Consider the following 26560-nt stretch of genomic DNA (forward strand, 5'->3'; position numbering starts at 1 on the left):
AGCCGTAACTGTTGCTTATGAAGGAAGTTCTGAAACCCTACGTCCCCGTTTGCCAGGCGATCGCAACGCTGCTGCAGCCGCATGCCGAAGTGGTTCTGCATGACCTCGCAACCGGCAACATCGCCTATATCGCCAACGCCTTTTCGAAGCGCCGGCCGGGCGACTCGTCGATGACCGATCTCGATGTGGCGATCTCGATCGACTCCTCGGTGATCGGGCCGTACCGCAAGACCAACTGGGATCGGCGCCAGCTTCGCTCCGTCACCGCAGTGCTGCGCGATCACGCCGAGCGGCCGGTCGGACTTCTCTGCGTCAACCTCGATATCTCCGCCTTCGAAGGTGCCGTCGAATTCATCCGCAACCTCATTCAGTTCTCGCCACCGTCGGATCCGCCGGCAGCGCTCTTCAAGAGCGACTGGAAAGAGGTCGTCAGCGCCACGATCGACGCATATCTACGCGAGAAGCGGCTGACCGAGGCAGGCCTCAGCAAGGACGATCTGAGCGAATTGGTCGGCATTCTCGATCGCCAGGGCATTTTCTCGATCCGCAACGCGACGCCTTACATCGCCGAGGTGCTGAAGATGTCGCGCGCGACGCTCTACAAGCACCTGAAAGACCTGAGGCAGAAAAAGAGCGGCAGCAATTCTTCCGAGAACTACGGATCCTTGGAGGAAATTTAAGGCCGCCCGGCGCGGAACGGCATCAGCGTTCCAAGGGCGGTTTCCGGCAAGCAACCACCATAATGATAAAGGGAACTGAGATGAACAGGACTATTGCAGCTGCAGCACTGACGGCATTCGGCCTTCTCGGGCTTTCGGCGACCGCCGCCAGCGCCCAGGACACGCTGACCATCGCCACCGAAGGCGCCTATCCTCCCTTCAACTTCAAGCAGGCCGATGGCACGCTGGCCGGTTTCGACGTCGATATCGCCAAGGCGCTCTGCGATAACATGAAGGCCGATTGCAAGATCGTCGCGCAGGATTGGGACGGCATCATTCCTGGCCTTCTCGCCCACCACTACGATGCGATCGTCGCTTCGATGTCGATCACCGACGAGCGCAAGAAGAAGATCGCCTTCACCAACCCCTACTACCACACGGCTGGTGCGATGGCGGTTCTGAAGTCGGCGCCGCTGCCGGGCAACACGCCTGACGACCTGAAGGGCAAGACGCTCGGCGTGCAGTCCTCCTCGACCTTCTCGACGCTGATCGAAGACAAGTACAAGGACGCCGAAGTCCGCCAGTATGGCACCGTTGACGAAGCGCTTCTCGATCTCGTCGCCGGCCGCGTCGATGCCGTCATGGCCGATAAGATCACGCTGACCGAGTGGTTCAAGAAGTCGGGCAACGATTGCTGCCAGCTGACCGGCAACGACATCAAGGACTCGCACTATCTGGGTGACGGCGTCGGCATCGGCATCCGCCAGGCCGAACCGGAGCTGCAGGACAAGCTGAACAAGGCTCTGGCCGCGATCGTCGCCGACGGCACCTATAAGACGATCAACGCGAAGTACTTCCCCTTCTCGATCTACTAAGCCCGCTCTGCCGAGCCCCTGGAGACGAAGAGGCATATGGAAACTCTCGGATTTGGCGCGAATGGCTGGGGCGGTCAGCTACTCGCCGGTACTCTGCTGACGGTAGAGCTGGCGCTAACGACCCTGCCCTTCGGTTTCGCGCTGGGGCTCGCACTCGCCTTGATGAAGAATGCCCGCAGCAAAGCGCTGCGGGCATTTGGCGAGGCATTCACCACCGCTTTCCGCGGCCTGCCGGAACTGCTGACGCTTCTCCTGATCTATTACGGCTCCTCCATCGCCATCCGGAGGATCGGCGAATGGATGGGCTACAGCGTCAATCTCGAACTCAGCCCGTTCATCGCCGGCGTCATTGCGCTCGGCGCCGTTTTCGCCGCCTATTCCAGCGAAATCCTGCTCGGCGCGCTGCGCGGCATCGACCGCGGCCAGATCGAGGCCGGGTTGAGTCTCGGTCTCAAGCCCTTTCCGCTGTTCCTGAAGGTGATCTTTCCGCAGCTTCTGCGCCCTGCCCTGCCCGGGCTCGGCAATTGCTGGCTGGCACTTCTCAAGGAAACATCGCTGGTTTCGGTCATCGCCCTCGATGACATCCTGCGTCAGGCCTACCTGGCATCCGGCCAGACCAAGCAGCCTTTTCTGTTCTACGCCGCCGCCTGCGGCATCTATCTGCTGCTGACGATGATCTCCAGCACCGTGCTCTCGGCACTCGAGCGCTATGCCAATCGTGGTTGGGGGCACGCCCGATGATCGATCTCGACGTTTTCCAGCAATATGGCGGGCGGCTGTTCTCGGGCCTGCTGATCACCGTCGAGCTGACGGTGATCTCCATTGCTCTCGGGGCGATCCTCGCCGCACTCCTCACCTGGGCACGCTTGTCTGGTCCCAAGGTGGTGAGGGCTGCAGCCTATGCCTATTCCTATGCCGTGCGCGGCACGCCGCTGCTCGCCCAGGTGTTCCTGGTCTATTATGGCTCGGGACAATTCCGGCCGGAATTGCAGGCGCTCGGCCTTTGGCCGCTGTTCCGCGAGCCGCAGTTCTGCGTGCTTCTGACCTTCAGTCTCAACACCGCAGCCTATCAATCCGAGATCTTCCGCGGCGCCGTGCTTGCCGTTCCGCGCGGTCAGATGGAAGCCGCCAAGGCTCTTGCCCTGAAACCGTGGCTGGCGATGCTGATGATCGTCGCGCCGCAGGCGGCGCGTCATGGCCTGCGCGGTTTCGGCAACGAAGTCGTACTCGTCCTCAAAGGCAGCGCGGTGGCGAGCGTCGTCACCGTCTACGACCTGCTCGGGGCCACGCGCTTCGCCTTTCAACGCACCTACGACTTCCAGCTCTATGTCGCCGCAGCGGTCGTCTACATCGTCATCGTCGAGATTCTCAGGCGCAGCTGGAACCACCTCGAGGCCCGCTTCCGCCTGAAAGGCGCCCGCTGAACGCTTCCCGGGGCCTGTATTCATCACCAACATGAATCGATCCGGCCGGACCGATTCCTATTCGTCGTTGGACGCCGGCACCGCGCGAATGCGAATCTGGGGGTATGGATGTCGTCCTCCTCACACGCCGCGATCCGGCCCGGAACATGGCCCGGTTCTATCTCGTATCGATCGAACGAAGCCTGTTCGGCGATCATGCCGTCCTGCGCTGCTGGGGCCGCCTCGGCACGAAAGGGCGCAGCCGGATCGATCTCTACGCCGGGGCTGAGCAGGCCGCTTCGCGCATGACCCGGCTCGTCCGCGCCAAGCTCAAGCGTGGCTATGTTACAGGCTGATGCCTGTTCGTGAAGGAACGTGCTTGTCCACAGCTGCGTTTGGCTGACGGTGGCAATCGCGCGCTTGTCATGCGATTGACTGAAACGGAATCGCTGACGAGGACATGATGGCTTTCGATTTCGGCATGCTTCCGATTGCGCTTGCGGCGGCAATCGTCACCGCATCGTCCGCGCCGCAGGACACGTCCCCACCGATGCTGCCCTTCGGCATTGCGCAGGACATGCGTCCTTCGGCGCTTGGCTGCGAGGCGATCGATGGCGGCAGCAGCACCGCGGACGCGACCGGGCAATATGTCTGCAAGGCAGCCCCGGAAGCCAGCAGTCTCTTCAACGAGTATATTCTTGCCTATGTAAAGGGCACCGGGATCTGCAACATTTCGGCGGTCTCGCCTTATATCGCCGGCGACGAAGATGGCCGCAAGACGCGCGCCTTGTTCGCCAAGGCCTACCAGCTGATGAGCCGCCAGCTTGGGAAACCCGACGAGACCGTCGACCATGCCGACGACGGTGAGCTGCGCGACAACAGTCAGTTCGAGGCCGCGATCATCAACGAAGACAGGCAGATCTTCGACCAGTGGAACGATCTGTCGCTGCGTTTCGGCAACGCTGAATCTGCCAGCCTGACGATATCGGGCAGCGAGGATCTCGGTCTTGCCGTCTATGGCATCTTCCGTTTCTCCGGTAACGACGACTGCCTGCGCAAGCTGGAACTCGCGACCGGACGTTCGGCCGGAGAGTGATCGCAGCCACCTGTCAGCCCTGCAGCGCGCCATCGCAGCGTTTCCAGGGCCGCTATCTGGCATGGCTTGCCGAACGCCACCCCCGGGCGTAGTCTGAACTGAACGGGCATTTCCCTGAAAACTGTTTTCGGGCGCAACTGGTGCCGGAAATAGAAACCAGTTTCACTTATCGCGCAGCGGCCGCCCCACCGGCCGCAAGTCGCGCTTGCGTTTGAACCGCGAAAACTGCGCCTAGATCGTATATGATGAAAATAAATTTCATCAATGCGCTTTCAGGCCCGTTTTCGGTTGACGGCCTCTGATTTTTGTCCCAACTTGAAGAAAATAAATTACTAAATTGGGAACGTCATCGGGATGAAAGTGGGAATCATAGGGCTGGGATTCCGGCTCGGCTACCTCGGCCATGTCTTCACGGCAATCGACAGCAGCTTCGAAATCGTCGGCTATGTCGATCCCGAACCCGCGGGCCTTCCGGGGTTGCAGGAAAAGGGCATCTCCGTCGGCAAGGCCTATGGCACGCCGCAGGAACTCCTCGCTTCCGAAAAGCTCGATCTCTTGATGATCGGCTCTCCCAATCACATGCATCTCGATCACATCCGCCTCGGCCTTGAATCCGGTCTCAAGGTTTTCTGCGAAAAGCCGATCGTCACGACGATCGCCGAGAGCATCGAGCTTGCTCACCTGATGGCCAAGTTCGGTCATGAGCGGCTGATGGTCGGTCTCGTTCTGCGATACTCGCCGCTTTACAAGGACCTGCGCGCCGTCCAGGCGGAAGGCAAGCTCGGTCATATTGTTTCCATCGAGGCCTCCGAGCATATCGAGCCCTATCACGGCGCCTTCTTCATGCGCGACTGGCGCCGCTACGAGCGCTATTCCGGCAGTTTCATGCTGGAAAAGTGCTGCCACGATCTCGACCTCTATAATGGCGTCGTCGGCGCCCGGCCTGAGCGCGTCGCCAGCTTCGGCGGCCGCAAGAGCTTCACGCCCGCCAACGATCCGGCCCGCGAGGGCATCAACGACCTCGAACTCTTCCATCGCAAGCCAAGCGGCTGGATGGGATCCGACAAGGTGTTCGACAGCGACGCCGATATTATCGATTACCAGGTGGCGATCGTCGAGTATGCCAATGGCGTCGGCATGAACTTCCACACCAACCTCAACGTTCCCGACCAGTTTCGCCGCTTCGCGATCATGGGATCGCGCGGTATGGCGGAAGGCGATTTCGTGCGCGGCTATCTCGATGTTCACGAGCAGTTGACCGGCAAGAAGGTCTTCGAGACCAAATATGCCGCGACCGAACTCTCCCAACATTACGGCGCCGACGAGCAGATGGCCGCCGATATCCTTGAGAGCGTCCGGACCGGCCTCGAGTTGCCTGTCTCGACCCTGAACGCATTGGAAGCCGGCATTCTGGCGCTCGCCATGGATGAGGCGCGAATGAAAAAGACGATCGTCGACTTGCGTCCCATCTGGGACCGCTTCGACGAAGCCCTTCACGCAAGAGCGGCTTGAGGAGGGCTGGAGATGGGTGTTCAACGCAGCACAATCATCTTCGCCTGGCTCCTCCTCTTTCCGGCCGTCCTTTATGTGACAGTCATTGTCGCCTATCCGCTGCTTGACACGTTCATCCTGTCATTCACCGACGCGTCGCTGAAGAAGACCACCAATTGGGTGGGCTGGGTCAATTACGGCAAGATCTTCAACTCGACCTTCGCCGAAGTCATCATCCGTACCTTCATCTGGACGTTCTTCTCGGTGTCGATCAAGATGATCATCGGCGTCTTCGGCGCCACGATGCTGAACTCCGCCGTGCCCGGCCGCGCGCTGTTTCGCGTGCTGACCATGCCGCCCTGGATCGTTCCGATGGCGATCGGCATCTTCATGTGGGGCTGGATGTATAACGGCCAATTCGGCATGATCTCCGGCATGCTGCAGCGCTTCGGGCTCGCCTCCGGCCCTGTGGCCTTCCTTGCAGAGGGATCGACGGCCTTCTGGGCGACCATCATCACCGACGTCTGGATCGGCGTGCCGATGGTGACGCTCTACATGCTGGCGGCCATGCAGGCGATCCCGCAGGATCTTTACGAAGCGGCCTGGACCGACGGCGCCGGACGTTTCTATCGCTTCCGCCGCATCACGCTGCCGCTGATCGTGCCGTCTATGATCACCATGTCGATGCTGTCGCTGATCTCGACCTTCAATTCCTTCGACATCATCTGGATCCTGACGCGCGGCGGCCCGAGCGGCGAGACGACGACGATGATCATCGATACCTACAAGACGGCGATCGGCTCCAACAAATATGGCGAGGGCGCCGCCCGCGCCGTGCTGATCTGCATCTTCCTGTCGATCTTCTGCGTCTGCTACTTCCGCATCACCAGCCGTCTTTCTTCCGGAGACAAGCGATGAGAACGCCGCATCTGCTGATCAACCGCTACAAATGGTACGAGATCGTCGGCATCTATGCCGGTATCCTGGTGTTCCTCACCTTCGTTCTCGCTCCCTTCGTCGAGGGTTTCCTCGTCTCGCTGAAGCCGCTCAGCCAGCTGTTTTCGTCCCCCTATCGCTTCATTCCCGAAAACGGCTCGTTCGAAGCCTACCGGACCATGTGGGTGAGCGTACCGGGCTTCGCGCGCTACATCTTCAACTCCTTCTTCATCTCGACGATCGTCACGACGGTGGTGCTGATCCTCGTCGTCCCGGCCTCCTATGCCTTCGCGCGCTTCGAATTCCGAGGCGCTGGACTGCTGCTCGGCGCGTTCCTGGCGGTCAACATGTTCTCGGGGGCCGTTCTGCTCATCCCGCTCTTCCGGCTGATGCGTTCGTTCGGGCTGCTGAACACCTATTTCGCCATCATGGTTCCCGGCATTGCCTTCCTGATCCCCTCGGCGATCTGGCTGCTGCGCACCTATATGATGCGCATCCCGAGAGAGCTCGATGAAGCGGCCTTCGTCGATGGCGCCAGCCATTTCTATACGCTGCGCCGGGTCATCCTGCCGATTGCTATGCCCGGGATCACCGTCGTTGCCATCACCACCTTCATCGGTTCATACGCCCAGCAATTCATCTACGCCCTGACCTTCAACTCCAAGACGGAATACGCCCCTCTGCCGGTTGGCCTGTTTGCCTATTTCGGCCGCCAGGAAGTCGTCTGGAACGAGCTGATGGCGGCAAGTTTCGTCGGCATCGCGCCGGCGATGATCGTGATTTTCTTCCTTCAACGGTATCTCGTCAGCGGTCTGACCGCGGGCGCGGTGAAACAGTAAGACAAAACTAAACCACCAGAGAAAATGGGAGCTAAAAAAGTGACGATTCAATTCAAGACAGGCCTCATGGCCCTTGCCCTGCTCGGCTCCACCGCGCTTGGTACCATGACCGCTCATGCCGCTGATCAGGAAATCAGCTGGATCTATTGCGGCGACAAGATCGACCCCATCCATGAAAAATACATCAAGGAATGGGAAGGCAAGAACCCGGGCTGGACCGTCAAGCCTGAAGTCGTCGGCTGGGAGCAGTGCCAGGACAAGGCAACGACGCTGGCTGCTGCCGGCACGCCCGTCGGCATGGCCTATGTCGGCTCGCGCACGCTGAAGGAATTCGCGCAGAACGATCTCATCGTTCCGGTTCCGATGACCGACGAAGAGAAGAAGAGCTACTATCCGAACATCGTCGACACCGTTACCTTCGACGGCAACCAGTGGGGCGTGCCGGTCGCTTTCTCGACCAAGGCCCTCTACTGGAACAAGGACCTGTTCAAGCAGGCCGGTCTCGACCCGGAAACCCCGCCGAAGACCTGGGCTGAAGAAATTGCCGACGCCAAGGCGATCAAGGAAAAGACCGGCATTGCCGGTTACGGTCTGCCTGCGAAGACCTTCGACAACACGATGCACCAGTTCATGCATTGGGTTTACACCAACAACGGCAAGGTTATCGACGGCGACAAGATCGTCATCGACAGCCCGGAAGTTCTCGCAGCTCTTCAGGCCTACAAGGACATCACGCCCTATTCCGTCGAAGGCGCAACCGCCTACGAGCAGAACGAAATCCGCGCCATCTTCCTCGATGGCAAGGTCGGCATGATCCAGGCAGGTTCGGGTGCTGCTGCCCGCCTAAAGGACACCAAGATCAACTGGGGCGTTGCGCCGCTTCCGCTCGGCCCTTCGGCCAAGGGTGAAGGCACGCTGCTGATCACCGACAGCCTGGCCGTCTTTAAGGGCACGGGCGTCGAAGAAAAGGCCGCCGAATTCGCCAAGTACATCACCTCACCGGGCCCGCAGGGCGAATACGAGTTGCAGGGCGGCGCTGGCCTTACCCCGCTGCGTCCGTCGGCGAAGGTTGACGAATTCGTCAAGGCCGATCCGTCGTGGAAGCCGTTCATCGACGGTATCGCCTTCGGTGGTCCCGAGCCGCTCTTCACCGACTACAAGGGCTTCCAGAACTCGATCATCGAGATGGTTCAGTCCGTCGTGACAGGTAAGGCCGAACCGGAAGCCGCTCTGAAGAAGGCTGCCGGCGAAATCGAAGCCTTCAAGTAAGCCGTAACAGAGGATCGCGGTCACTCGGCCGCGATCCTCACCGACCAACCTCATGCGCGTTCAGGCCGGGACCGGAGACAGATTTTTGGGACAGCTTCAGCTCAATAAAGTTCAAAAATTCTATGGCGACTACGAAGTTCTGAAAGGCGTCGAGCTCGACGTGAAGAACGGCGAGTTCGTTGTCTTCGTCGGACCGTCAGGCTGCGGCAAGTCTACGCTATTGCGGATGATTGCCGGTCTCGATGCCACCACCAAGGGCGACATCGTCATCGACGGCGTCCGTGTCAACGAGCTGCCGCCCGTCAAGCGCGGGATCGCCATGGTCTTCCAGTCCTACGCGCTCTATCCGCATATGACGGTGTTTGAAAACATCGCCTTTCCGCTGCGTGTCGAGAAGATGGAAGAGGAAAAGCTCAAGGCGCGCGTCGAAAACGCTGCCCGCATCCTCCACCTCGAAACCCGCCTGCAGCAGAAGCCCGGCATGCTCTCGGGCGGACAACGCCAGCGCGTCGCCATCGGCCGCGCGATCGTTCGCGAACCGAAAATCTTCCTCTTCGACGAACCACTGTCCAACCTCGACGCGGCATTGCGCGCCGACATGCGTATCGAGCTGGCCAAGCTGCACCGGCAGCTGAAGGCGACGATGATCTATGTTACCCACGACCAGGTGGAAGCCATGACCATGGCCGACCGCATCGTGGTGCTCGATTCCGGCAATATCTCGCAGACGGGCGCACCGCTGGAGCTCTATCACAAACCGGCAAACCAGTTCGTGGCCGGCTTTATCGGCAATCCGAAAATGAATTTCCTGCAGGTCACCTGCAAATCCGTCAGCGATGCGGGCGTGACGGTCGATTATCGCGGCCAGACGGCGACATTGCCGGTCGCCCCGCGCGACGGGATGGCAGGCAAGACGCTGACGCTTGGCATCCGGCCGGAGCATGTGCAGCTTGCCAATGGCGACATCTCGCTGACGGTGACGCCGAGCGTCATCGAGCGGCTGGGCGCCAATACGGTTGCCTATGCCGCGCTTGGCAGCGAAACGGAAAATTTCTGCGCCATGCTGCCCGGCAGCGTCGGCATCCGCGCCGATGTCCCGGTGACTGTTGGCATCAATGCTGTGGACTGCCATCTGTTCGACGAAGACGGTATCGCCTTCGAACGCCGGGTGGAACTCACCGAAATCGATATGAACCTGCTGTCTCCGGCGACAGCCTGAGGATCGCAATTGGACCGCGGCAGCGGTCCGATCCCGGCTATTCTTCGATCAGGCCGTCATAGACTTCCATCAAGGCGTCGGTGATCGCCTGCCCGAGTGCGGCGCCGGCGGCACGGACATCGTCCTCGCTGCCTTCACGGGCAGCCTTGGCGAGTTCGAAACCCTGGTCGCTGACGATCAGTTTGGCGACCTCGATTGCCCACTGGCCGAAATCACCGCGATTTCCAATCTGGACTTGCTCTTCCACGCCACTCTCCTTCGCTCGATGAACCTCATCTAGCGAATGCGGCAGCGTGCGCAAGCAGCAATTGACCGATCAGTTACCAGACGAGGCCGCGGGCCGCGACTTCCTCGACGCGGGTGACGACGCCATTGCGGTGGAAGACCATCGTGTCGAAAAGGTTCGAAACCACGCAGGTGTGGTTGGGGATGATGAAGATCTTCTCGCCGATCTGCGGCCGCGGCCCCGTGCAGGCCGAGAGGTCGATAACGCCATGCTCTTCGGAGAGGCTTGCAATCTTCGCTTCGGGATAGCCGACGACAAGGCCGAAGTCGCTGAAACCCTGCAGATCGGAGGTCAACGCCTTCGAACCGGCGTCGATGACGGCACGGTCGCCATTCGGACGCGACACCACGGTCGCGACGATATGCATGGCGCAATCGTCTTCGCTGCAGTGGCCCATGCGGACCATCTGCCGGTCGTTATAGATATAGGTTCCGGCGCGGTGTTCCGTCGCCGACTTGACCAGATGCGCGTCGAACAGGCTCGGCGTCCCGCCATTGCTGACGATCGGGCAGGCGATGCCTTGTCCCGAGAGGAGCGAAAGGGTCGACTGGATGAAAGCCTCGACGGCATCGGCCGATTGCGGTTTCGGATAGGTGAGAATGCCGCCGAAGGTCAGCCCGTCGGCCGCAGCGATCCGCTTGGCAAGCGATGCCGCCTCATCCGGCGTCTGGACCCCGCAGCGGCCCGCGCCCGTGTCACATTCGACCAGCACGGTCAGCGGCCGGTGGCCGGAGAAATGGGCTGCCAGTCCGTCGATCGTCACCTCGCTATCGGCAACCACCTTCAGGCCGGAAATTCGCTCATTGAGAGCACTCAGCCGCTCCAGCTTCTGCGGCCCGAGGATGTTGAAGGTGATCAGGATGTCCTCGAAGCCGGCCTCGGCGAAGACTTCGGCCTCGGTAACTTTCTGGCAATTGATGCCCTTGGCGCCGGCCGCGACCTGCGCGACGGCGAGTGCCGGGATCTTGTGGGTCTTGATATGCGGGCGAAAGTTCAGCCCGTGCTGATCCATGTAGGATTGGACACGGTGGATGTTGGCGGCCAGCTTGTCTTCGTCGATAACCGGGCGGGGGGTCGAGAGATCCGCGATCCTGTCACCAGCCTTGGCGACGACGGCAAACTGGTTGTCATGCATCTCAGGCGGCTCCGCGTTCGGTTCCATGTGGATCGGCCACGATCGGCCAGATGTTCTTCGGCGCCCGGCGATAGGCCGTCGTTGCCGGATTATTGGGATAGGGCGTTCCCGCGGAGCAGTAAAGGATCTCGGCCGCGATCTTGGAGAAGGACGCGAAGAAGTGGTTGGTGGACTTGACCACCAGGATCTTCTGCTTTTCCGGATCGATACCCATCACCGAGAACAGGCTTGGATCGAAGCTCTGGGCGCGCGTCGAATTCAGGATGATATCGATGCCATCGAGCACGATATGAGCGGAATCGCCGAAAGGCGCCAGGCTCTCGCCGAACTGCATCTCGGCATTCTTCACCAGCTTGACGATCTTGACTGTGCCATCGACGGGATTGCCGGTGCCGGGTGCCGATTTGGCGCCGAAGCGCAGCGGGATCTCGGCCCCCTCGCCTGCCGCAAAACAGATCTGCACGGCGACCGGATCCCAGATCGTGCCGATGGCAGCACTCTTGACGCCGCGGGCGATCAGCTCTTCGAGAATGACCGTCGCATCGCCAGCCGTACCGCCGCCCGGATTGTCCCAGACATCCGCGATCACGACAGGCCAGGCCGTTGCGGCAAGCGCGCGGGATACTGCTTCCTTCTCGTCGATCTGCGGCACCATGAAGGTCCCGCGCTTGGAAAACAGTTCCATGCCGAGTTCGCGCGCCAAGGCGGCGCCCTTTTCCGGCTTGTTGTTGGTCACGACCAGAAGCTTGGTGCCCATCTCGGGCACGTCGCCGACCATGAAACCATGCACGACCGAGATCGACAGGACATCCGCGTCGTCCTTCTCGATCTTCATGATCTTGTCGACGAAGGAGCGCATCGGATCGCGCGAGGTCGGGAAAACATCGATCATCCGGCAATCGAACACCGAATTGACGGGCTTCACCCGGCCCTCCAGCGCATCGACGGCGATCCGCCAGAGATCTTCGGCGCGATCGACGAAATCGGTATGCGGGAATTCCTTGAAATAGACGGCGAAGTTCAGCGCTTCGATACGCTTCTTCGTGAGGTGGCTGTGCGGATCGAGCTCGGCACAGATCAGCACGTCAGGCCCGACCATTTCACGCATGCGGGAAAGCAGATCGCCTTCGGTGTCTTCATAGCCGGCAGCGACCATCGCACCGTGCAGGCCCATGACGATGGCATCGACCGGCAGCGCTGCCTTCAGCTGGCCGAGGATTTCGTCGCGCAGTTCCTCATAGGTGTTGCGATTGACGAGACCAGCCGGGTCTGCCCAGGTGGCGGTGCCCTCGATCAGCTCCCAGCCTTTTTCGGCGGCGACACGGCGGCCGACCGTGATCGGGGCGGTGCAGAGCGTCGGCGTTTCGGGATGCTGGCCGGGCGGCGCATAAAGCGAAGCCTCAAAGGCGCGGCGGTCCACGCAGATCGGTGAAAAGGTATTGGTCTCGGTCGCCAGTGCTGCCGTGAAAATGCGCAAGTGATTAGGCCTTTTAATGTCGGCCCTGCGTCAACCCATCGGGTTCGGCAGGTAGCCGGTGAAACCGCAGATCTTCCACCGTCCGTCGTGGAGCCTGCAATAATAGAGTGTCTGCCACTGCATGATGTCGCGGCTGCCATCGCTCTTCGTCAGGCCGCCGTCGAACTTCTTGCGGACAAGCGCCATCTCGCCCTCGATCTCGATGTGTTCGAGCGTCGTGGTGGTGAAGATCGCCGTCCGGGTATCCTCGGCAAAGCTTTGCGTGGCGAAGTCTTTCGCCTGCTTCAGCCACTCGTCGCGATAGGCTTTCAGCGTCGGAAAAGCGAGGCGCCATTTATCAGGGCTGACTTCCTTGCGGCCATCGATGCCGATGAAGCCTTCCTCGACGAAATCATGCTCGACCGCGGACCAGTCGGCGGCCAGAAAAGCGTCGATATCGCGGGGAACAAGCATCTCCCAGATGCTGTGCCTGGCGGTATCCGAGGACGGGAAAGGGTTCTGGAAAGGATCACGCATGGCCGCCCCCGATTTAAATAGTTTTCATAAATGGCGTTTTTCGCTGGTCAAATTCTGCTTTCTATGGTCACTTGTCAACTTATCAAGAAAATAATTTGCAAGGAACCGGGCATGTCCATCAAACGCTATGGCACTGTTCAAACCGGCGCCGGTGGTAAGGCGCTGCCGTTCGCACGCGCTGTGGAAGCCGACGGCTGGCTCTATGTTTCCGGCCAGGTGGCGATGGAAAATGGCGAGATCATCGACGGCAATATCATTTCCCAGACCCACAAGACGATCGCCAATGTGCTCGCCATTCTCAAGGAAGCCGATTACGGCGTCGAGGACATCGTTCGCGTCGGCGTCTGGCTTGATGACCCGCGCGATTTCTGGACCTTCAACAAGATCTATCAGGAATATTTCGGCGAGCACCCTCCGGCCCGCGCCTGCGTCCAATCGTCCATGATGGTGGATTGCAAGGTCGAGATCGATTGCGTCGCTTATAAGAAAAAAGACTGAGAGCGGCGATTACGGGGGGACCGGCTTGGATATCTTTTCCACATTGCAGGAAGACAAGAGCCGGCTCTCAGCCTCCGAGGGCCGCATCGCCGAGATCATCGTCAATGATTTCGAGTTTGCGGTGAACGCGTCGATCATCGAGCTCGCCGAGCGAGCCCAGGTTTCCCCGCCGACCGTCACCCGTTTCTGCCGGCGGCTTGGCTGCGAAAGCTTCTCCGACTTCAAGGTGCAGCTCGCCCGCACCGCCCATATCGGCGTGCGCTATCTCAAGCCGGAATCGAAAAGCAGCGATCCGGCTGATGTTGCCCAGGATATCATTACCAAGGCGCAGAACGCGCTGTTCCTGCTGCACCGCTCGCTTGACCTGACGGCGATAGAGGCGGCCGTCGGGCTGATCTCCAAGGCTGAAATGATCTACGCCTTCGGCTCCGGCGGCAATTCCTCGATGATCGCCGACGAGCTGCAGAACCGTCTCTTCCGTCTCGGCCTGCGGATCACCGCCAGCTCCGACCACAGCATGCAGATGATGATGGCGGCAGCGGCAAAGGCGGGCGACGTGATCATCGGCTCGTCCTTCTCCGGCCGTAATGCCGAGCTGGTCCGCTCCTTTGCTCTGGCACGCGAGGCCAAGGTGAAGACCATCGCGCTGACACAGACCGGCAGCCCGGTTGCCAAGGCCGCCGAGATCGTCGTTCCGATCGACCTGCCCGAAGGCACCAATATCTACCGGCCGACATCGACCCGCATCGCCTATATCGCGACGGTCGATATTCTCGCGAGCCTCGTGGCCTATGCCATCCAGCCGAAGGCAACGACGACGCTCCGCCGCATCAAGCAGCAACTTGTCGCCCACCGCGACGGCACCGATGACCGGCAGCTGCTTGGAGACTGATTGACATGAGAGGACAGCAGCAATGACGCAATCGGCGGCCATCGTGACGGGAGCAGCAGGCGACATCGGCGCGGCGATCGCCGCGAGACTGGCCGAGGATCACGACATTGTTCTGCTGGCCGATATCGATCCGAAAGCTGCGGCAGCAACCGCGGCGAAACTCGGCAGCGCCGATCGTTTCATCCCGGTCGAATGCGACGTCACCAGCGAGAGTAGCGTTGCAGCGCTCGCCAGGCGGGCAGCAGAGATCGGAACGGTCCGCACGCTGGTCAACAATGCAGGCGCCGCCCGCGCCGTCAGCCTGCATGACACGACGCCGGAGATCTGGCGCGCGGACAATGCGCTCAATCTCGAAGCGGCCTTCCTGACCTTCCGGGCCGTCGAGGATCAGCTGAAGGCCAGCAAAGGCTCGGTCGTCAACATCGCGTCGGTCAACGGCATGAATGTCTTCGGACATCCGGCCTATAGTGCCGCCAAGGCAGGGCTTCTGCATTTCACCCGGCTGGTGGCCGTCGAATACGGCAAGTTTGGTATCCGCTCGAATGCGGTGGCTCCGGGTACGGTCAAGACCCAGGCCTGGGAAGTCCGCGCCGCGGCCAATCCCAATGTCTTCGAGGATGCCCGCCGCTGGTATCCACTGCAGCGTGTCGTCGATCCGAAGGATGTCGCCAATGCCGTCGGCTTTCTCGCCGGACCGCTGGCGGCGGCGATCACCGGCGTCTGCCTGCCTGTCGATTGCGGCCTGACGGCCGGTCAGGCAGAGCTCGCCCGCACCTTCTCCCAATCCGAGCACTATTGAAAAATCATAAGAGAAAACGAGAGGAACAGAAATGAAACCGGTTTACTACCGCCTGGAAAACAGCTGGAACCCGGATGGCGGCCCGAACGGTGCATTCACCTTCACGCTCTTCAATCTGTCCGGCGAGCCGCTTTCCGGTTTCAAGCTCGTCTATACCTCGCTCACCCGCGTCATCGATGCGGCAGCTTGCGGCAACGCCACCTTCCTGCGCCGCAACGCCAATTTCCATGAGTTCGGTCCGCCCGCCGGTCTCACGCTCGCACCCGGCGAAAGCTGGAGTTTCACAGTCGCCGGCCTGCACCGCAGGGCGCAGCATTGCACCGACGGCGCCAAGTCCGCCTACCTGACTCTCTCCTCGGGCAAGCATGTGCCGGTCGCCGTGTCTGACCTCTTGCTGGAAGGCCGCACCAGCGAGCCGCCGCCGGAGCTTTTGCCGGAAGGCCGCCTCGATCTCCCCTTTGCGCTTCAGCCATGGCCGGCCGAGATCACTGCCACACCGGGCGACGGCTTCCCGGTTGTGCTCTTTCCGCAGGGTGCCAACATCGAGGAACTCGCTGCCATCTCGACGGTGATCTCGCTGACGCGGCGCCTGTTCGAAAGCGATCACGCGGTCTTCAATCTTGCCGCCTCGCCGCAGGGTCGACCGCTGATCTTCGAGACGGATGCCGCCCTTGAGGCAGAAGCCTATCGCCTGGATTTCACATCCGGCAGCGTGACGCTCAGCTATTCCGGTGCTGCCGGACGCCAATATGGCCTGACTTCGCTCGCCCAATTGCTGAACGGCGCTCGCGTCACCAAAGACAAATTCCGTTTCCCAATTTCAGGGACGATATCGGACAAGCCGCGTTATGGCTGGCGCGGCTGCCATCTCGACGTCTCGCGCCAGTTCTATCCGGTTGCCGACGTCAAGCGGCTGATCGATATTCTCGCCTGGTTCAAGCTTAACATCTTCCATTGGCACCTGACCGATGACGAGGCCTGGCGCCTGGAGATCAAGGCCTATCCGCAGCTGACGGCGGCGGGTGTTCTTCGCGGGCCTGACGAACCGCTGCTGCCGCAACTCGGCAATGGTGCCGAGCCCGCCGGTGGCTTCTATTCGCAGGACGACATCCGCGAGATTGTCGCCCATGCCAGTTCTCTGAGTGTCGAGGTCATTCCCGAGATCGACATTCCCGGTCACAATGCGGCAACGCTCGTTGCACTGCCCGAACTCACCGACGGCCAGGAAGCGCCCGACAGCTATCATTCCGTTCAGGGCTATCCCAACAATGCGCTGAACCCCGCCATACCGATGACCTATGAATTCCTGGAGAAAGTGTTCGACGAGATGGTCGAGCTTTTCCCCTCCTCCTACATCCATATCGGCGGTGACGAAGTGGCAAACGGCTCGTGGCTTGCCTCGCCGCTTGCCAAGAAGCTGATGGAGAAGGAAGGCATCTCAGGCACGTTCGGGCTGCAGTCCTTTTTCCTGAAGCAGGTGAAGGCGATGCTCGACAAGCGTGGCCGCAAGCTGGCCGGCTGGAACGAGGTGGCCCATGGCGGCGGCGTTGCGGCGAAGGACAGCTTGCTGATGGCCTGGGAAAATCCGCAGGTCGGCATCGAACTCGCCAAGGAAGGCTATGACGTCGTGATGACGCCGGGCCAGGCCTATTATCTCGACATGGTTCAGGCGACGGCTTTCCAGGAACCGGGCGCCAGCTGGGCCGGAACGGTGCCACCGGCCCACACCTACGCCTATGAGGCGGCAGGCGAATTCCCGGAAGAGCTCAAGGATCGGCTGAAGGGTGTTCAGGCCTGTATCTGGTCTGAGCATTTTCTGTCGCGCGGTTACTTCAACCGTCTCGTCTTCCCGCGCCTGCCGGCTATCGCCGAGGCGGCATGGACGCCGAAGGCCGCGAAGGATTGGCATCGCTTCGCTGCCATCGTTCCGCTGAGCCCGATGCTCTAGGATGACAGCGATGCGGATTGCGATCGGCGGAATTCACACAGAATGCAGCACCTACTCGCCGGTGCTGATGACCGTGGATGATTTCAAGGTGCTGCGGGGAGAAGAGCTTCTCGGCGCGGCGTACTTCGACTTCGTCCACGAGAGCGGTGCTGACCTGCTGCCGCTGCTTCACGCCCGCGCCGTACCCGGAGGCCCGGTGTCGCGCGTCGCTTACGAAGCCTTCAAGTCCGAGTTCATCGAGAAGCTGAAAGCGGCGCTGCCGCTCGACGGCCTCTACCTCGCCATGCACGGCGCAGTGAATGTCGAGGGCATGGACGATGCCGAGGGCGACTGGATTTCGGCAGCCCGCGCCGTCGTCGGCGATGCTTGCATTGTCGCGGCGAGCTACGACCTGCATGGCAATGTCAGCCAGACGATCGTCGACCAGCTGGATATCTTCGCCGCCTACCGCACAGCACCGCATATCGATGTGCGCCAGGCGATGGTCCGTGCCTGGACGATGCTCGTTGATGCGTTGGAGACGGGCAAGCGGCCAGGTGTCGCCTGGGCGCCGGTCCCGGTTCTGTGGCCCGGCGAGCGCACCTCGACCGAGGACGAGCCGGCAAAGGGGCTCTATGCCAGGCTGCCCGAATTCGACGCCCGCGACGGAATTCTCGATGCCAACCTCATGATCGGTTACGTCTGGGCCGATGAGCCGCGCGCGACGGCCTGCGCCGTTGTGACAGGCAAAGACAAGGCTGCCGCTATAAAGGCGGCAGAGGAAATTGCTCTCTCCTATTGGGATGCACGCGCCGAGTTTCGTTTCGGCCCGGTCACCGGTCCATTGGGCGAAGTCCTTGATATCGCTCAGAATTCACCGTCGCATCCGGTTATTCTTGCCGATTCTGCAGACAATCCGACCGGTGGCGGCGTCGGCGACCGCGCGGACGTGCTGCGAGCCGTTCTGAGCCGCAATCTGACCGGCGTTCTCTTTGCCGGCATCACCGATCGCCCGGCAGTTGACGCATGTTTTACTGCAGTAAACTCTGCGAGGGTAACGCTATCGATCGGCGGCAGTCTGGATCCGTCGAGCCAATCGATCGATGTGGAAGCGGAAATCCTGACCCTCGACGACCCAGGCATCCCTGCCGACCGGCAGGCCGTTGTGAGGATCGGCGGCGTGACTGTCGTTCTTGCTGCGCGCCGGCGCCCCTACCACAATATCGCGGATTTCACCCGCCTTAGCCTTGATCCCAAATCCGTACGACTTCTCGTCGTCAAATCCGGATATCTTTCGCCGGAGCTTGCGCCAATCGCCAATCCGAACCTGATGGCTTTGACGGATGGCGTGGTTGGGCAGGATATCGAAAACCTTGTCAGCCTCCGCCGGCAGCGTCCAGCCTTTCCATTCGATCGCGATTTCGCCTATACGCCGGAAGCGCGTCTTTCCGCTTCCTGGAAAGATTGACAACAACATACGGCGACTGTCCATATCGGGTGGCTTCATCCCCGCCCGGCCTGTATTCGCCAGTCTTCGATGAAGAACATGAAACGCCTTATCCCCGACGTCTTCCGCAACCCGGTCATCCGGGTGAGCATGTTTGCGATTTTCACCTTCGGCTTTGCCGGCGCGACGACTTCGCCCTACCAGTCCGTCGTCGGTATTCGAGAGCTGGGTCTTTCGAACGCGCTTTATTCCGCACTGATCTTCGCGGCCGCAACCGTCAATGTCGTCGTCAGCATCCTGCTGGGCAATCTTGCTGACCGGCTGGGCGAATACCGGACGATGATGCTGATCGCCGCGATCTTCGGCGTTGCCGGTTACGGCGCCATCTATCTCATTCCGACTGAGCAGGTCTTCGTGTTGAGCGCTCTTCTCATCCTGCCTGTCTATAGTTCGCTGAGCTCGCTGTTGTTCGCCAATGTCAGAGCGGCGACCGGAGACATGAACAGAAGCGATGTCGCGACCGTCAATTCGGGTGTGCGGGCGATGATCTCCCTCTCCTGGGTTCTCGTCCCGGGGCTGACCGGCATTCTGCTGTCCGGCTCGCCGACCATGTTGCCCGCCTATCTCTTCGCCTGCATTTCCTGTGTCGTCTGTCTGGCCCTGATCGGGCTGTTTCTGCCACGGCAGAGCGGCACCGATCATGCCGCCACCCACCATCTCTCCTATCTCGCCGCGCTCGGACAGGTCGTCTCCCCGAAGATCCTGAGCCGCGTCGTGGCTATCGCATTGATCAGCAGCACGCTTCACGTCAATGGCGCCATCCTGCCGCTGGTCGTCACCGGCGCTGCGCATGGGACCGTTGCCGATGTCGGTGTCCTCGTCGGCATTGTCGCCTTCCTCGAGGTCATCTTCATCATTCTCTGGTCGCGGCTGCTTCGGGTGATCAGCCAGCTGACGGCTCTGGCCGCGGGAACAATCATCTACGCCTTCTATCTCGTGCTGCTCGCCCTCGCCTCCGCGCCCTGGCAGGTCTACGCCCTCACCCTTATCAGCGGGATTGGCGCAGCCGCCCTGATCAGCGTTCCGATCACCTATCTGCAGGATCTGATTGCCGAGCGTCCGGGCCTCGGCAGCGCGTTGATCTCGGTCAACATATTCCTCAGCGCCGGATTGAGCGCCTTGCTCTTTGCTGCCGGGACGGCCCTGACAACCTATTCCGGCACGGCATTCGTCGGCGCGATCTCGGGGGTGGCCGGGCTCGGTCTGCTGCTCTTTCTCGATGGACGCCGACGTTAGGCTAAACGACTGGATTCGCTTGGATTTCAGTCCATATGGCGCTCTCATGGCCTGATTTCCCGACGTTCCAATCGTTGTTTATCCGATGTTTTCTTATCGCAACGGAACTCAATGAATAGTTTGCTTCCATCATTGGGTAACAGGCTTTGGAGGGCCTGCCGCAGGCTCCGATATGTTCGCCCGTCGCAAAGCGGCAAGCATTGGCCACGTGTTGAATTGCCCCTCCCCGGCGCGGCGGGATAATGTCCGCAAATAGCCGCCCGGAGACGCAATCGTACTACCCTTCTGGAATATGCAGGCAATCGCAACAGCCGTATTGTGCACGCCCATCCTGCTGACAGCCTGATGATAGGCGGATGGATCGATTTGCAGCATGGTGCTGACGATGGTGCTGGCGCTGATCAGATCGCTCCACGTTCGAACACTTCCCCCCGGTCCGTAAAGAGCGATATCGGGGCATGTTTCGGTCACTGTGGTGATCGGGTAGGAAATCGACGCCTTCCCGGATAGCAGCCTCTGTCCTTCTAAAGCGTTATCGCCGAGATCAGCGGAGTTTACTGCGGTCAACCCATCCCCGTCATTCGCAACCGGGTGTTCAGATTCAGAAATAGATTCAGATTCTGATATCTGTATGTGCCGCTCATTCTGTAAGGCATTGGCGCTCGAATTTTCGGTTTTAATCTGTGTTTCCAGCTGCTTGACGATTTCGGCGCGAAATTCCTCGAGCTCGGCCAGAACGGAAGCGATCAGATGCGGGGTTGCAACGCGTGGCAGCTTGTTGAGGATGGAATGAAACGCCTCATCGATCGCCCACCAGTCGCCATCGGCCGACTCGGCGATCGCAGCTGTGAGAAGCTTCGAGATATCGCGCCTGCAAAGGGTGAGCTGTTCCTTGATGGTCTGCAGATGCAATTTCTCGGCAGCGACCTTGGCTGCGAGACGTTCGATTTCCTCAGCGCGGGCAAGCAGCGGCGCTAACGAGAAACCATAGGCATCCCGGATTTCGCCCTGACGGTCCTTGCGCGCATAACGCTTGCCATTCGGACTGTCCTTGCGGAGCACCAGGCCGGACGCGATGAGAGATGCCATATGCCGCCGCACCGTCTGCTCGGCCATGCCGTGGCATCGGATTGAAAGCTGGTTGTTAGATGGGAACACGACAAGGCTGCGCTCGGCAGAGAGTTCGCCATGTGGATAGAAGCTCAGAAGCGCATTCAGCACCGCGAGCGCCCGGTCGGAAATATCGAGCAGAGGTTTGGCTTCGCAGAGCGCACGATAGATTTTCCACTTGTCGACCGAGGCACTGCTCTCGATCTTTTGGGCTCTGACCTGGCTTGCAAGCATGCCAAGCGTCATCGGCCGCCGCCCAAAAGGCGTCGTCACACTTCCACCATCCATTTTCTTCGCCTTCTTCAAGGCAAAAGATATCAGCTCACCAAAAATAGGTGCCGGGGACTCTTGACTATGTGGAGTGGAAATGTGATTCTCTGGGTGTCTAGATCAGAGAGGGCTTCCACTACGGCAACGTTTTGGGGGCCTTTTCTTTTGCTTATTGATCTCCATTCTTCGATGAAATCATGTCCTTCTCGAACGCCTCGTAGAGACGATCCAGATTGTCTGCGATATAGGCGCCGAAGGCCGATCCCTTGGCTGCCTTAAGCGCGATCGTGAACTGTTTCCCGTTATCCTTGATCTTCGCCTTGACCGAACCGTCGCGTCGCTGCCATTGGCTGATGGACGCCGGCTGCGTCTGGTTCTGAGCGGTAGAAACGGGTTTGCCGTTCAGAAACTGCACGAGCATATCGAAACGCGTGTCCGGCTCGGCAGCAACGAAATCGGCCGTCTCGACGAACAGCATTGCCCGCTCGGCGGCATTTTCTTCTTCGAACTTGACCGACAGATCGTGCCAGCGGTCGCGGCCTGTGGCGCGCGCAGCGCCGATTGCCGAGAGAACCTCGGCCGGGATGCGGCGGGTGACCGACAGCATCTTGGAGACTGTCGTCTTATCGGCACTCAGCGCCGACATGATGGTCTCGCGGTCGAAGCCGAGCGTATCGAGCTTGTCGGCAAACATCGTGCGCTCGATGAAGGAGAGGTCGGCACGCGCTGAATTTTCCTGGCCCTGGGCGATGACGTGGTCACGGTCGTCGAGCTTCTTGACCACGGCGCGAACCGGACGGCCAAGCTCCTTGGCAACGCGCGCACGGCGATGACCGAAGGCGATCTGATACTTGCCATCCTTTTGCGGATGCGGACGCACCAGAATAGGGGAGTCCTGACCGCGCGAACGGATCGCTTCCAGCAATTCCTGAAATTGCTCGTCGGTCTGAATCAGACGATCGCTGACGAAAGAGTCCTCGATGAGAGCGGTATCGAGATCGATGACCGTTTCGCCATGAGCGAGCTTTTCTTCGATATCGCGCGCCGCATCCGCCCTCGCCGCCAAGGCGTCGATGCTGCGGGTGACGGCGCCAAGCGCCCCGATTCCCTTGAAGGCAATCTGCTGCTTTTCGGCACCGGAATCGGTTTCGCTATTTACCGCGGTAAACTTCTTGGAATCGTCCATCAGGCCCGAGAGGATATTCTTACGTGCCATATGTCTCCCTCCGGACGGTCGATAGGTTTCCCGTGGTGAAGCCGTCGACTATCATTTGCGGCCCCAGGCTTTGTGGATGAGATCGGTGATCTCGCCGTTGACTGAATCCATCGCTTCCATTGCGCGGTCATAGGTGGCGCGCGTAAAGGCGCTTCGCTCGACCTCGTAAAGTGTCTGGTTGGTCATGGCCGCATCCGATATCGCGACGCTTCGCAGCATCGGATTGGTCAGAACGTGATTGCGGAACATCGAGCGCATGAAGGCCACCATTTGCGTCTGCGGCCCGTCCTGCGGGTCGTAGCGGGTCACCAGGTAGCGCAACCAGTCGAGGTTCATATTGCCGCCGGCGCCCTTCAGCGTGTTCAACACTTCGCCGAGCATCTGCAGGAACTGGCACATCGACATGACGTCGAGCATCTGCGGGTGAACGGTGATCAGCACCGCGGTCGCGCTGCAGATCGCGCTCATCGTCAGGAAGCCGAGCTGGGGAGGGCAGTCGATAACGACGACGTCGTAATCATCGGATACCGAAGACAGCGCCTCGTCGAGACGGGCAAAGAAGATCCGGCCGTAATCGCTGGTCTTGCCCTGCGCGAGAATGCGCGGCGTGTCGTGCTCGAATTCCATGAGCTCGAGATTGCCGGGGACGAGGTCGAGGTTGGGGAAATTGGTCTTGCGGATGATTTCCTTCAGCGGACGGCGCTCGTCGTCGTAGCGGATCGCCGCGTAAAGCGTCTCGTTCTCGTCGACGTCGAATTCTGGCTGGAAGCCGTGGATGGCGGACAGTGAGGCCTGGGGGTCGAGATCGACGGCCAGGACCCGGTGGCCGGTGAGGGCCAGGTGCTGGGCAAGATGGGCTGCACTCGTGGTTTTGCCGCTGCCGCCTTTGAAGTTGACGACGGCGACGACCTGAAGATGCTCGCTGCCCTTGCGATGCGGAACGTAACGCGTGCCGCCACGGGCGTTCTGGTCGAGAAACTGGCGCATCTCGTCCATCTGACCGGCGGTATAGGAGCGGCGCCCGGACGAGGTGACCTGGGGGAGGGGGCCTTTGCCCTCCAGCGACAGGTTCCTGAGATAACCGCTGGTGACGCCGAGAAAGCGTGCAGCCTCTGCCAGCTGGAACTCGCGCAGATCCTTCATGGCGCGCGGCGGAAACATCTCCAGCCGGTGCTGCTTCAGCTTCTCGGACAGTTCCTGCGCCTGAGCGATGATCAGCTGATCGACGTCAGAAATTGCCTTATCAATTGTCGGAGCCATATTCATGGAAATCTCGAAAATGCGATTTAAACACCCTACGGGCTTTGAAAGCGCATTTAGCTCCGATTCTCATTTTCTTGCAAGGCAATTAGGCTTAACAGGGAGTTAACGGGATTTCTTCGAGAAGCGTTTGCAGAGATAGGTGCTAAAAAGAGCGGTTTTTCGCGCCGGACAAGCCTGCGTACGGGCAGCGGAAGCGAACGGCGTTTCTACTTCCGTTCAGGGGAGAACATTAACCATATCACGGCATTAGCCACTATCGGTTTTTGGTCTCAGGGGCCGCGAATCGAATCGCAATTCGTTTGCCACTGCCTATCTTGAGCCCATTTCGGCTCGCCGATCAACGGTTTACGGACCGATCGGCTGTGAACAAACCGACCGATATGAGCCGCAAAAGCGCTGGTTGCGCCGGACTCCCGGCCTTGCCTCAGGCCGGGTGCCGCCTATCCCTGCTGCGACTCAGGGACGACGCGGCCGCATTCCCGCGCCGGGATCAAAGGCGGCTTGCGATCCGCAGGCCGTCATAGATGGCGGCATGGGTGTTTCGCGCCGCCACTGCATCTCCGATCCGGAACAGCTGGAATTTTCCATCGGCATTGCGGGTGACGGTCTGCTGCTCTCCGGCCAGAAGCTGATCGTGCGACAGCTCTCCGAGATTGCTGGAGAGCGGCTTCAGTTCGAAATAGAGGTCATCAAGCGGAATGGTGCCGTGGTTGACGACGATCTGGTCGACGATCCGCTGCTTGGCAACGCCACCATAGTCGCTACCGACATGCGCCATCAACTGGTTGCCTTGTTTCTCCGCCTGGTCCAGACGGAAGGTGACGGTGAAGGTGACGTCGAGCTTTTGCAGCGTGCGCATATAGGGAACGAGGTTCATCGCCATGACCTCGGGCGCAAAGGATCGGTCCGGCGTCATGATCTCAACCTTCGCGCCTGTCCTGGCGATAATCTCCGCCGCCTGCAGACCGGCGTGATCGCCGGCATCGTCATAGATCAGCACATTGGTGCCGGGCTTCACGTCGCCCGAGATGATATCCCAGGCGGAGACGACGAGTTCGTTGCCCTTCGACAGGACATCGGTATGCGGAAGGCCGCCGGTGGCGATGATCACCACATCAGGGTTCTCAGCGGCGATAGTGTCAGCCTCGGCCCAGCTGTTGAAATGGAAGGTCACGCCCCGTTTCTCGCACTGGCTCATGCGCCAGTCGATGATGCTGATCATTTCCTTGCGGCGTTCGCTTTGTGCCGTCAGGCGGATCTGCCCGCCGGGATTGTTGGCGGCCTCGAAGACGACGACCTCGTGGCCGCGCTCGGCAGCGACGCGCGCCGCCTCGAGCCCGGCCGGGCCGGCACCGACGATGACGATCTTCCGGCGGGCATCCGCCTTTTCCACCACATGCGGCATCGTCTCTTCGCGCCCGGTGGCGGCGTTGTGAATGCAGAAGGCCATGCCGCCCTGGTAGATCCGGTCGAGACAGTAATTGGCGCCGACGCAGGGACGGATATCCTCCTCCCGCTTCTCGATGATCTTTCGAACGATGTGTGGATCGGTCATGTGGGCCCGCGTCATGCCGACCATATCGACCTTGCCGGAGGCGATGGCGTGGCGGGCGGTCGCGACGTCGGGGATCTTCGCTGCATGGAAGGTCGGAAAATTGGTCGCGGCGCGGATCTCACCTGCGAAATCCAGATGCGGCGAGTTTGCCATGCCCTGAATGGGGATGACGTCAGTCAGGCCCGGATCGGTGTCGATATGCCCGCGGATGACGTTGAGATAGTCGATCAGTCCGCTGTCGCGCAGCCGCTTCGATATCTCGATACCGTCATTGCGATCGGTACCGCCGGGAAGACATTCGTCGGCGGTATAGCGGACGCCGAGGATGAAATCGTCGCCCACTCTTTCGCGCATCGCCTTGAACACGTCGAAACAGAAGCGCATGCGGTTTTCCAGCGAACCGCCATAGGGGCCGTCGAGTTCATTGGTCAGCGGCGAGGCGAACTGATCAATCAGGTGGCCATAGGCTTCCAGCTCGACGCCATCCATGCCGCCCGCCTTCATCCGCTCCGCGGCATCGGCGAAATCCTTGATGATGCGCTCGATATCCCAGTCCTCGAGTTTCTTCGGAAAAGCCCGGTGCGCGGCCTCGCGCTGGTGTGAGGGCGCAAGAACCGGCAGCCAGTCGCCCTTGTCCCAGCGCGTGCGCCGCCCGAGATGGGTCAGCTGGATCATGATCGCGGCGCCCTGTTCGTGCACGGCATCGGTCATCTCGCGGATCCACGGGACGATCTCGTCCTTGTAGGCAAGCAGGTTATTGAAGACGGGAGGACTGTCGCGTGAGACTGCGGCCGAGCCCGCGGTCATCGTCATTGCCACACCGCCTTTGGCCCGCTCGACCGTGTAGGCGCGATACCGCTCCTTCGGCATGCCGTCGTCGGGATAGGCAGGCTCGTGGGAGGTGACGATGATCCGGTTGCGAAGCGTCAGATGCTTGAGCTTGTAGGGCTGCAGGAGAGGATCGTTCGACATCGCGGTGCTCCAGTGTTCATGACTGGGATCGAAGGTTATCCAGAAATGTACACCTATGTCAATTTAGAAGGCATTGCTGTTTTGCTGACAGACAGCGATGCACAAACCCGTTGT

25 protein-coding genes are annotated in these 26560 nt (G+C 60.4%); 17 read left to right on the top strand and 8 right to left on the bottom strand.

Annotated elements, in window-relative coordinates; all coding sequences use genetic code 11:
• Positions 1–17: 17 nt before the first annotated feature.
• From AB4Z25_RS15525 to AB4Z25_RS15575, 11 genes are all read left to right on the top strand, one after another.
• Positions 18–680, top strand: coding sequence for a helix-turn-helix transcriptional regulator (locus tag AB4Z25_RS15525; protein WP_112388810.1), 663 nt, complete (start codon positions 18–20; stop codon positions 678–680).
• 80 nt (positions 681–760) lie between these two features.
• Positions 761–1534 (top strand): lysine/arginine/ornithine ABC transporter substrate-binding protein, encoded by a 774-nt coding sequence (locus AB4Z25_RS15530; protein WP_442208397.1) that lies wholly within the window; start codon positions 761–763, stop codon positions 1532–1534.
• 36 nt (positions 1535–1570) lie between these two features.
• Positions 1571–2275, top strand: a complete 705-nt coding sequence (locus AB4Z25_RS15535; RefSeq protein WP_442208398.1) for an ABC transporter permease — start codon at positions 1571–1573, stop codon at positions 2273–2275.
• The gene (locus AB4Z25_RS15540) at positions 2272–2958 is read left to right on the top strand and encodes an ABC transporter permease (protein ID WP_442208399.1); all 687 of its coding nucleotides are present in this window, start codon (positions 2272–2274) and stop codon (positions 2956–2958) included. Before AB4Z25_RS15535 ends, AB4Z25_RS15540 begins: the two co-directional genes overlap by 4 nt.
• 104 nt (positions 2959–3062) lie before the next feature.
• Positions 3063–3293: a WGR domain-containing protein gene (locus AB4Z25_RS15545; RefSeq protein WP_310290625.1), complete on the top strand. Its 231-nt coding sequence runs from the start codon at positions 3063–3065 to the stop codon at positions 3291–3293.
• Between the two features lie 104 nt (positions 3294–3397).
• On the top strand, positions 3398–4033 hold the full coding sequence (locus AB4Z25_RS15550) for a hypothetical protein (RefSeq protein ID WP_442208400.1): 636 nt from the start codon (positions 3398–3400) through the stop codon (positions 4031–4033).
• Between the two features lie 354 nt (positions 4034–4387).
• Positions 4388–5545: a Gfo/Idh/MocA family protein gene (locus tag AB4Z25_RS15555; RefSeq protein ID WP_442208401.1), complete on the top strand. Its 1158-nt coding sequence runs from the start codon at positions 4388–4390 to the stop codon at positions 5543–5545.
• 12 nt (positions 5546–5557) lie between these two features.
• Complete coding sequence (locus tag AB4Z25_RS15560; protein WP_442208402.1) at positions 5558–6442, top strand: carbohydrate ABC transporter permease; 885 nt, start codon at positions 5558–5560, stop codon at positions 6440–6442.
• Entirely contained in the window at positions 6439–7299 is an 861-nt protein-coding gene (locus AB4Z25_RS15565; protein ID WP_112597407.1) for a carbohydrate ABC transporter permease, read from the top strand. Before AB4Z25_RS15560 ends, AB4Z25_RS15565 begins: the two co-directional genes overlap by 4 nt.
• Before the next feature lie 24 nt (positions 7300–7323).
• On the top strand, positions 7324–8568 hold the full coding sequence (locus AB4Z25_RS15570; RefSeq protein WP_405049557.1) for an ABC transporter substrate-binding protein: 1245 nt from the start codon (positions 7324–7326) through the stop codon (positions 8566–8568).
• An 85-nt stretch (positions 8569–8653) separates the two neighbouring features.
• The gene (locus AB4Z25_RS15575) at positions 8654–9787 is read left to right on the top strand and encodes an ABC transporter ATP-binding protein (RefSeq protein WP_442208403.1); all 1134 of its coding nucleotides are present in this window, start codon (positions 8654–8656) and stop codon (positions 9785–9787) included.
• Between the two features lie 37 nt (positions 9788–9824).
• On the opposite strand, the gene AB4Z25_RS15580 is transcribed toward AB4Z25_RS15575, so the two are convergent.
• The 4 genes from AB4Z25_RS15580 to AB4Z25_RS15595 all read right to left on the bottom strand — a co-directional run bounded on the left by AB4Z25_RS15580 (position 9825) and on the right by AB4Z25_RS15595 (position 13201).
• On the bottom strand, positions 9825–10034 hold the full coding sequence (locus tag AB4Z25_RS15580) for a hypothetical protein (protein ID WP_112388800.1): 210 nt from the start codon (positions 10032–10034) through the stop codon (positions 9825–9827).
• A 73-nt stretch (positions 10035–10107) separates the two neighbouring features.
• Positions 10108–11208 carry a D-TA family PLP-dependent enzyme gene (locus AB4Z25_RS15585; RefSeq protein ID WP_442208404.1) on the bottom strand — a complete coding sequence of 367 codons (1101 nt, stop codon included), beginning with the start codon at positions 11206–11208 and terminating at the stop codon, positions 10108–10110.
• Between the two features lies 1 nt (position 11209).
• On the bottom strand, positions 11210–12685 hold the full coding sequence (locus tag AB4Z25_RS15590) for a M81 family metallopeptidase (RefSeq protein ID WP_442208405.1): 1476 nt from the start codon (positions 12683–12685) through the stop codon (positions 11210–11212).
• Between the two features lie 30 nt (positions 12686–12715).
• Positions 12716–13201 carry a hypothetical protein gene (locus AB4Z25_RS15595; RefSeq protein ID WP_442208406.1) on the bottom strand — a complete coding sequence of 162 codons (486 nt, stop codon included), beginning with the start codon at positions 13199–13201 and terminating at the stop codon, positions 12716–12718.
• 111 nt (positions 13202–13312) lie between these two features.
• On the opposite strand from AB4Z25_RS15595, the gene AB4Z25_RS15600 reads away from it, so the two are divergent.
• From AB4Z25_RS15600 to AB4Z25_RS15625, 6 genes are all read left to right on the top strand, one after another.
• Complete coding sequence (locus tag AB4Z25_RS15600; protein ID WP_442208407.1) at positions 13313–13699, top strand: RidA family protein; 387 nt, start codon at positions 13313–13315, stop codon at positions 13697–13699.
• A 25-nt stretch (positions 13700–13724) separates the two neighbouring features.
• On the top strand, positions 13725–14591 hold the full coding sequence (locus AB4Z25_RS15605) for a MurR/RpiR family transcriptional regulator (protein WP_442208408.1): 867 nt from the start codon (positions 13725–13727) through the stop codon (positions 14589–14591).
• A 22-nt stretch (positions 14592–14613) separates the two neighbouring features.
• Entirely contained in the window at positions 14614–15390 is a 777-nt protein-coding gene (locus tag AB4Z25_RS15610) for an SDR family oxidoreductase (RefSeq protein ID WP_442208409.1), read from the top strand.
• A gap of 31 nt (positions 15391–15421) precedes the next feature.
• Positions 15422–17338 carry a beta-N-acetylhexosaminidase gene (locus AB4Z25_RS15615; protein ID WP_442208410.1) on the top strand — a complete coding sequence of 639 codons (1917 nt, stop codon included), beginning with the start codon at positions 15422–15424 and terminating at the stop codon, positions 17336–17338.
• 10 nt (positions 17339–17348) lie between these two features.
• Positions 17349–18785 (top strand): M81 family metallopeptidase, encoded by a 1437-nt coding sequence (locus AB4Z25_RS15620; protein ID WP_442208411.1) that lies wholly within the window; start codon positions 17349–17351, stop codon positions 18783–18785.
• Positions 18786–18863: 78 nt separating this feature from the next.
• Positions 18864–20060 carry an MFS transporter gene (locus AB4Z25_RS15625; protein WP_442208412.1) on the top strand — a complete coding sequence of 399 codons (1197 nt, stop codon included), beginning with the start codon at positions 18864–18866 and terminating at the stop codon, positions 20058–20060.
• Positions 20061–20189: 129 nt separating this feature from the next.
• Here AB4Z25_RS15625 and repC read toward each other — a convergent pair whose 3' ends face one another.
• The 4 genes from repC to AB4Z25_RS15645 form a co-directional block, all read right to left on the bottom strand.
• On the bottom strand, positions 20190–21458 hold the full coding sequence (gene repC, locus AB4Z25_RS15630; RefSeq protein WP_442208771.1) for a plasmid replication protein RepC: 1269 nt from the start codon (positions 21456–21458) through the stop codon (positions 20190–20192).
• Between the two features lie 151 nt (positions 21459–21609).
• Entirely contained in the window at positions 21610–22656 is a 1047-nt protein-coding gene (gene repB, locus AB4Z25_RS15635; RefSeq protein ID WP_442208413.1) for a plasmid partitioning protein RepB, read from the bottom strand.
• A 51-nt stretch (positions 22657–22707) separates the two neighbouring features.
• Positions 22708–23922, bottom strand: coding sequence for a plasmid partitioning protein RepA (repA, locus tag AB4Z25_RS15640; RefSeq protein WP_442208414.1), 1215 nt, complete (start codon positions 23920–23922; stop codon positions 22708–22710).
• Between the two features lie 487 nt (positions 23923–24409).
• Positions 24410–26446, bottom strand: coding sequence for an oxidoreductase (locus AB4Z25_RS15645; protein ID WP_442208415.1), 2037 nt, complete (start codon positions 26444–26446; stop codon positions 24410–24412).
• Positions 26447–26560: the final 114 nt, after the last annotated feature.

The sequence above is a fragment of the Rhizobium sp. RAF36 genome, assembly GCF_052114105.1.
Classification (GTDB): domain Bacteria; phylum Pseudomonadota; class Alphaproteobacteria; order Rhizobiales; family Rhizobiaceae; genus Rhizobium.

What these genes read in the sequence shown, in the direction of transcription:
- AB4Z25_RS15525 (WP_112388810.1), top strand. Translation starts at nt 18, where the DNA reads ATGAAGGAAGTTCTGAAACCCTACGTCCCCGTTTGCCAGGCGATCGCA.
- AB4Z25_RS15530 (WP_442208397.1), top strand. Translation starts at nt 761, where the DNA reads ATGAACAGGACTATTGCAGCTGCAGCACTGACGGCATTCGGCCTTCTC.
- AB4Z25_RS15535 (WP_442208398.1), top strand. Translation starts at nt 1,571, where the DNA reads ATGGAAACTCTCGGATTTGGCGCGAATGGCTGGGGCGGTCAGCTACTC.
- AB4Z25_RS15540 (WP_442208399.1), top strand. Translation starts at nt 2,272, where the DNA reads ATGATCGATCTCGACGTTTTCCAGCAATATGGCGGGCGGCTGTTCTCG.
- AB4Z25_RS15545 (WP_310290625.1), top strand. Translation starts at nt 3,063, where the DNA reads ATGGATGTCGTCCTCCTCACACGCCGCGATCCGGCCCGGAACATGGCC.
- AB4Z25_RS15550 (WP_442208400.1), top strand. Translation starts at nt 3,398, where the DNA reads ATGATGGCTTTCGATTTCGGCATGCTTCCGATTGCGCTTGCGGCGGCA.
- AB4Z25_RS15555 (WP_442208401.1), top strand. Translation starts at nt 4,388, where the DNA reads ATGAAAGTGGGAATCATAGGGCTGGGATTCCGGCTCGGCTACCTCGGC.
- AB4Z25_RS15560 (WP_442208402.1), top strand. Translation starts at nt 5,558, where the DNA reads ATGGGTGTTCAACGCAGCACAATCATCTTCGCCTGGCTCCTCCTCTTT.
- AB4Z25_RS15565 (WP_112597407.1), top strand. Translation starts at nt 6,439, where the DNA reads ATGAGAACGCCGCATCTGCTGATCAACCGCTACAAATGGTACGAGATC.
- AB4Z25_RS15570 (WP_405049557.1), top strand. Translation starts at nt 7,324, where the DNA reads ATGGGAGCTAAAAAAGTGACGATTCAATTCAAGACAGGCCTCATGGCC.
- AB4Z25_RS15585 (WP_442208404.1), bottom strand. Translation starts at nt 11,208, where the DNA reads ATGCATGACAACCAGTTTGCCGTCGTCGCCAAGGCTGGTGACAGGATC.
- AB4Z25_RS15595 (WP_442208406.1), bottom strand. Translation starts at nt 13,201, where the DNA reads ATGCGTGATCCTTTCCAGAACCCTTTCCCGTCCTCGGATACCGCCAGG.
- AB4Z25_RS15600 (WP_442208407.1), top strand. Translation starts at nt 13,313, where the DNA reads ATGTCCATCAAACGCTATGGCACTGTTCAAACCGGCGCCGGTGGTAAG.
- AB4Z25_RS15610 (WP_442208409.1), top strand. Translation starts at nt 14,614, where the DNA reads ATGACGCAATCGGCGGCCATCGTGACGGGAGCAGCAGGCGACATCGGC.
- AB4Z25_RS15615 (WP_442208410.1), top strand. Translation starts at nt 15,422, where the DNA reads ATGAAACCGGTTTACTACCGCCTGGAAAACAGCTGGAACCCGGATGGC.
- AB4Z25_RS15620 (WP_442208411.1), top strand. Translation starts at nt 17,349, where the DNA reads ATGCGGATTGCGATCGGCGGAATTCACACAGAATGCAGCACCTACTCG.
- AB4Z25_RS15625 (WP_442208412.1), top strand. Translation starts at nt 18,864, where the DNA reads ATGAAACGCCTTATCCCCGACGTCTTCCGCAACCCGGTCATCCGGGTG.
- repC (WP_442208771.1), bottom strand. Translation starts at nt 21,458, where the DNA reads ATGGATGGTGGAAGTGTGACGACGCCTTTTGGGCGGCGGCCGATGACG.
- repB (WP_442208413.1), bottom strand. Translation starts at nt 22,656, where the DNA reads ATGGCACGTAAGAATATCCTCTCGGGCCTGATGGACGATTCCAAGAAG.
- repA (WP_442208414.1), bottom strand. Translation starts at nt 23,922, where the DNA reads ATGAATATGGCTCCGACAATTGATAAGGCAATTTCTGACGTCGATCAG.
- AB4Z25_RS15645 (WP_442208415.1), bottom strand. Translation starts at nt 26,446, where the DNA reads ATGTCGAACGATCCTCTCCTGCAGCCCTACAAGCTCAAGCATCTGACG.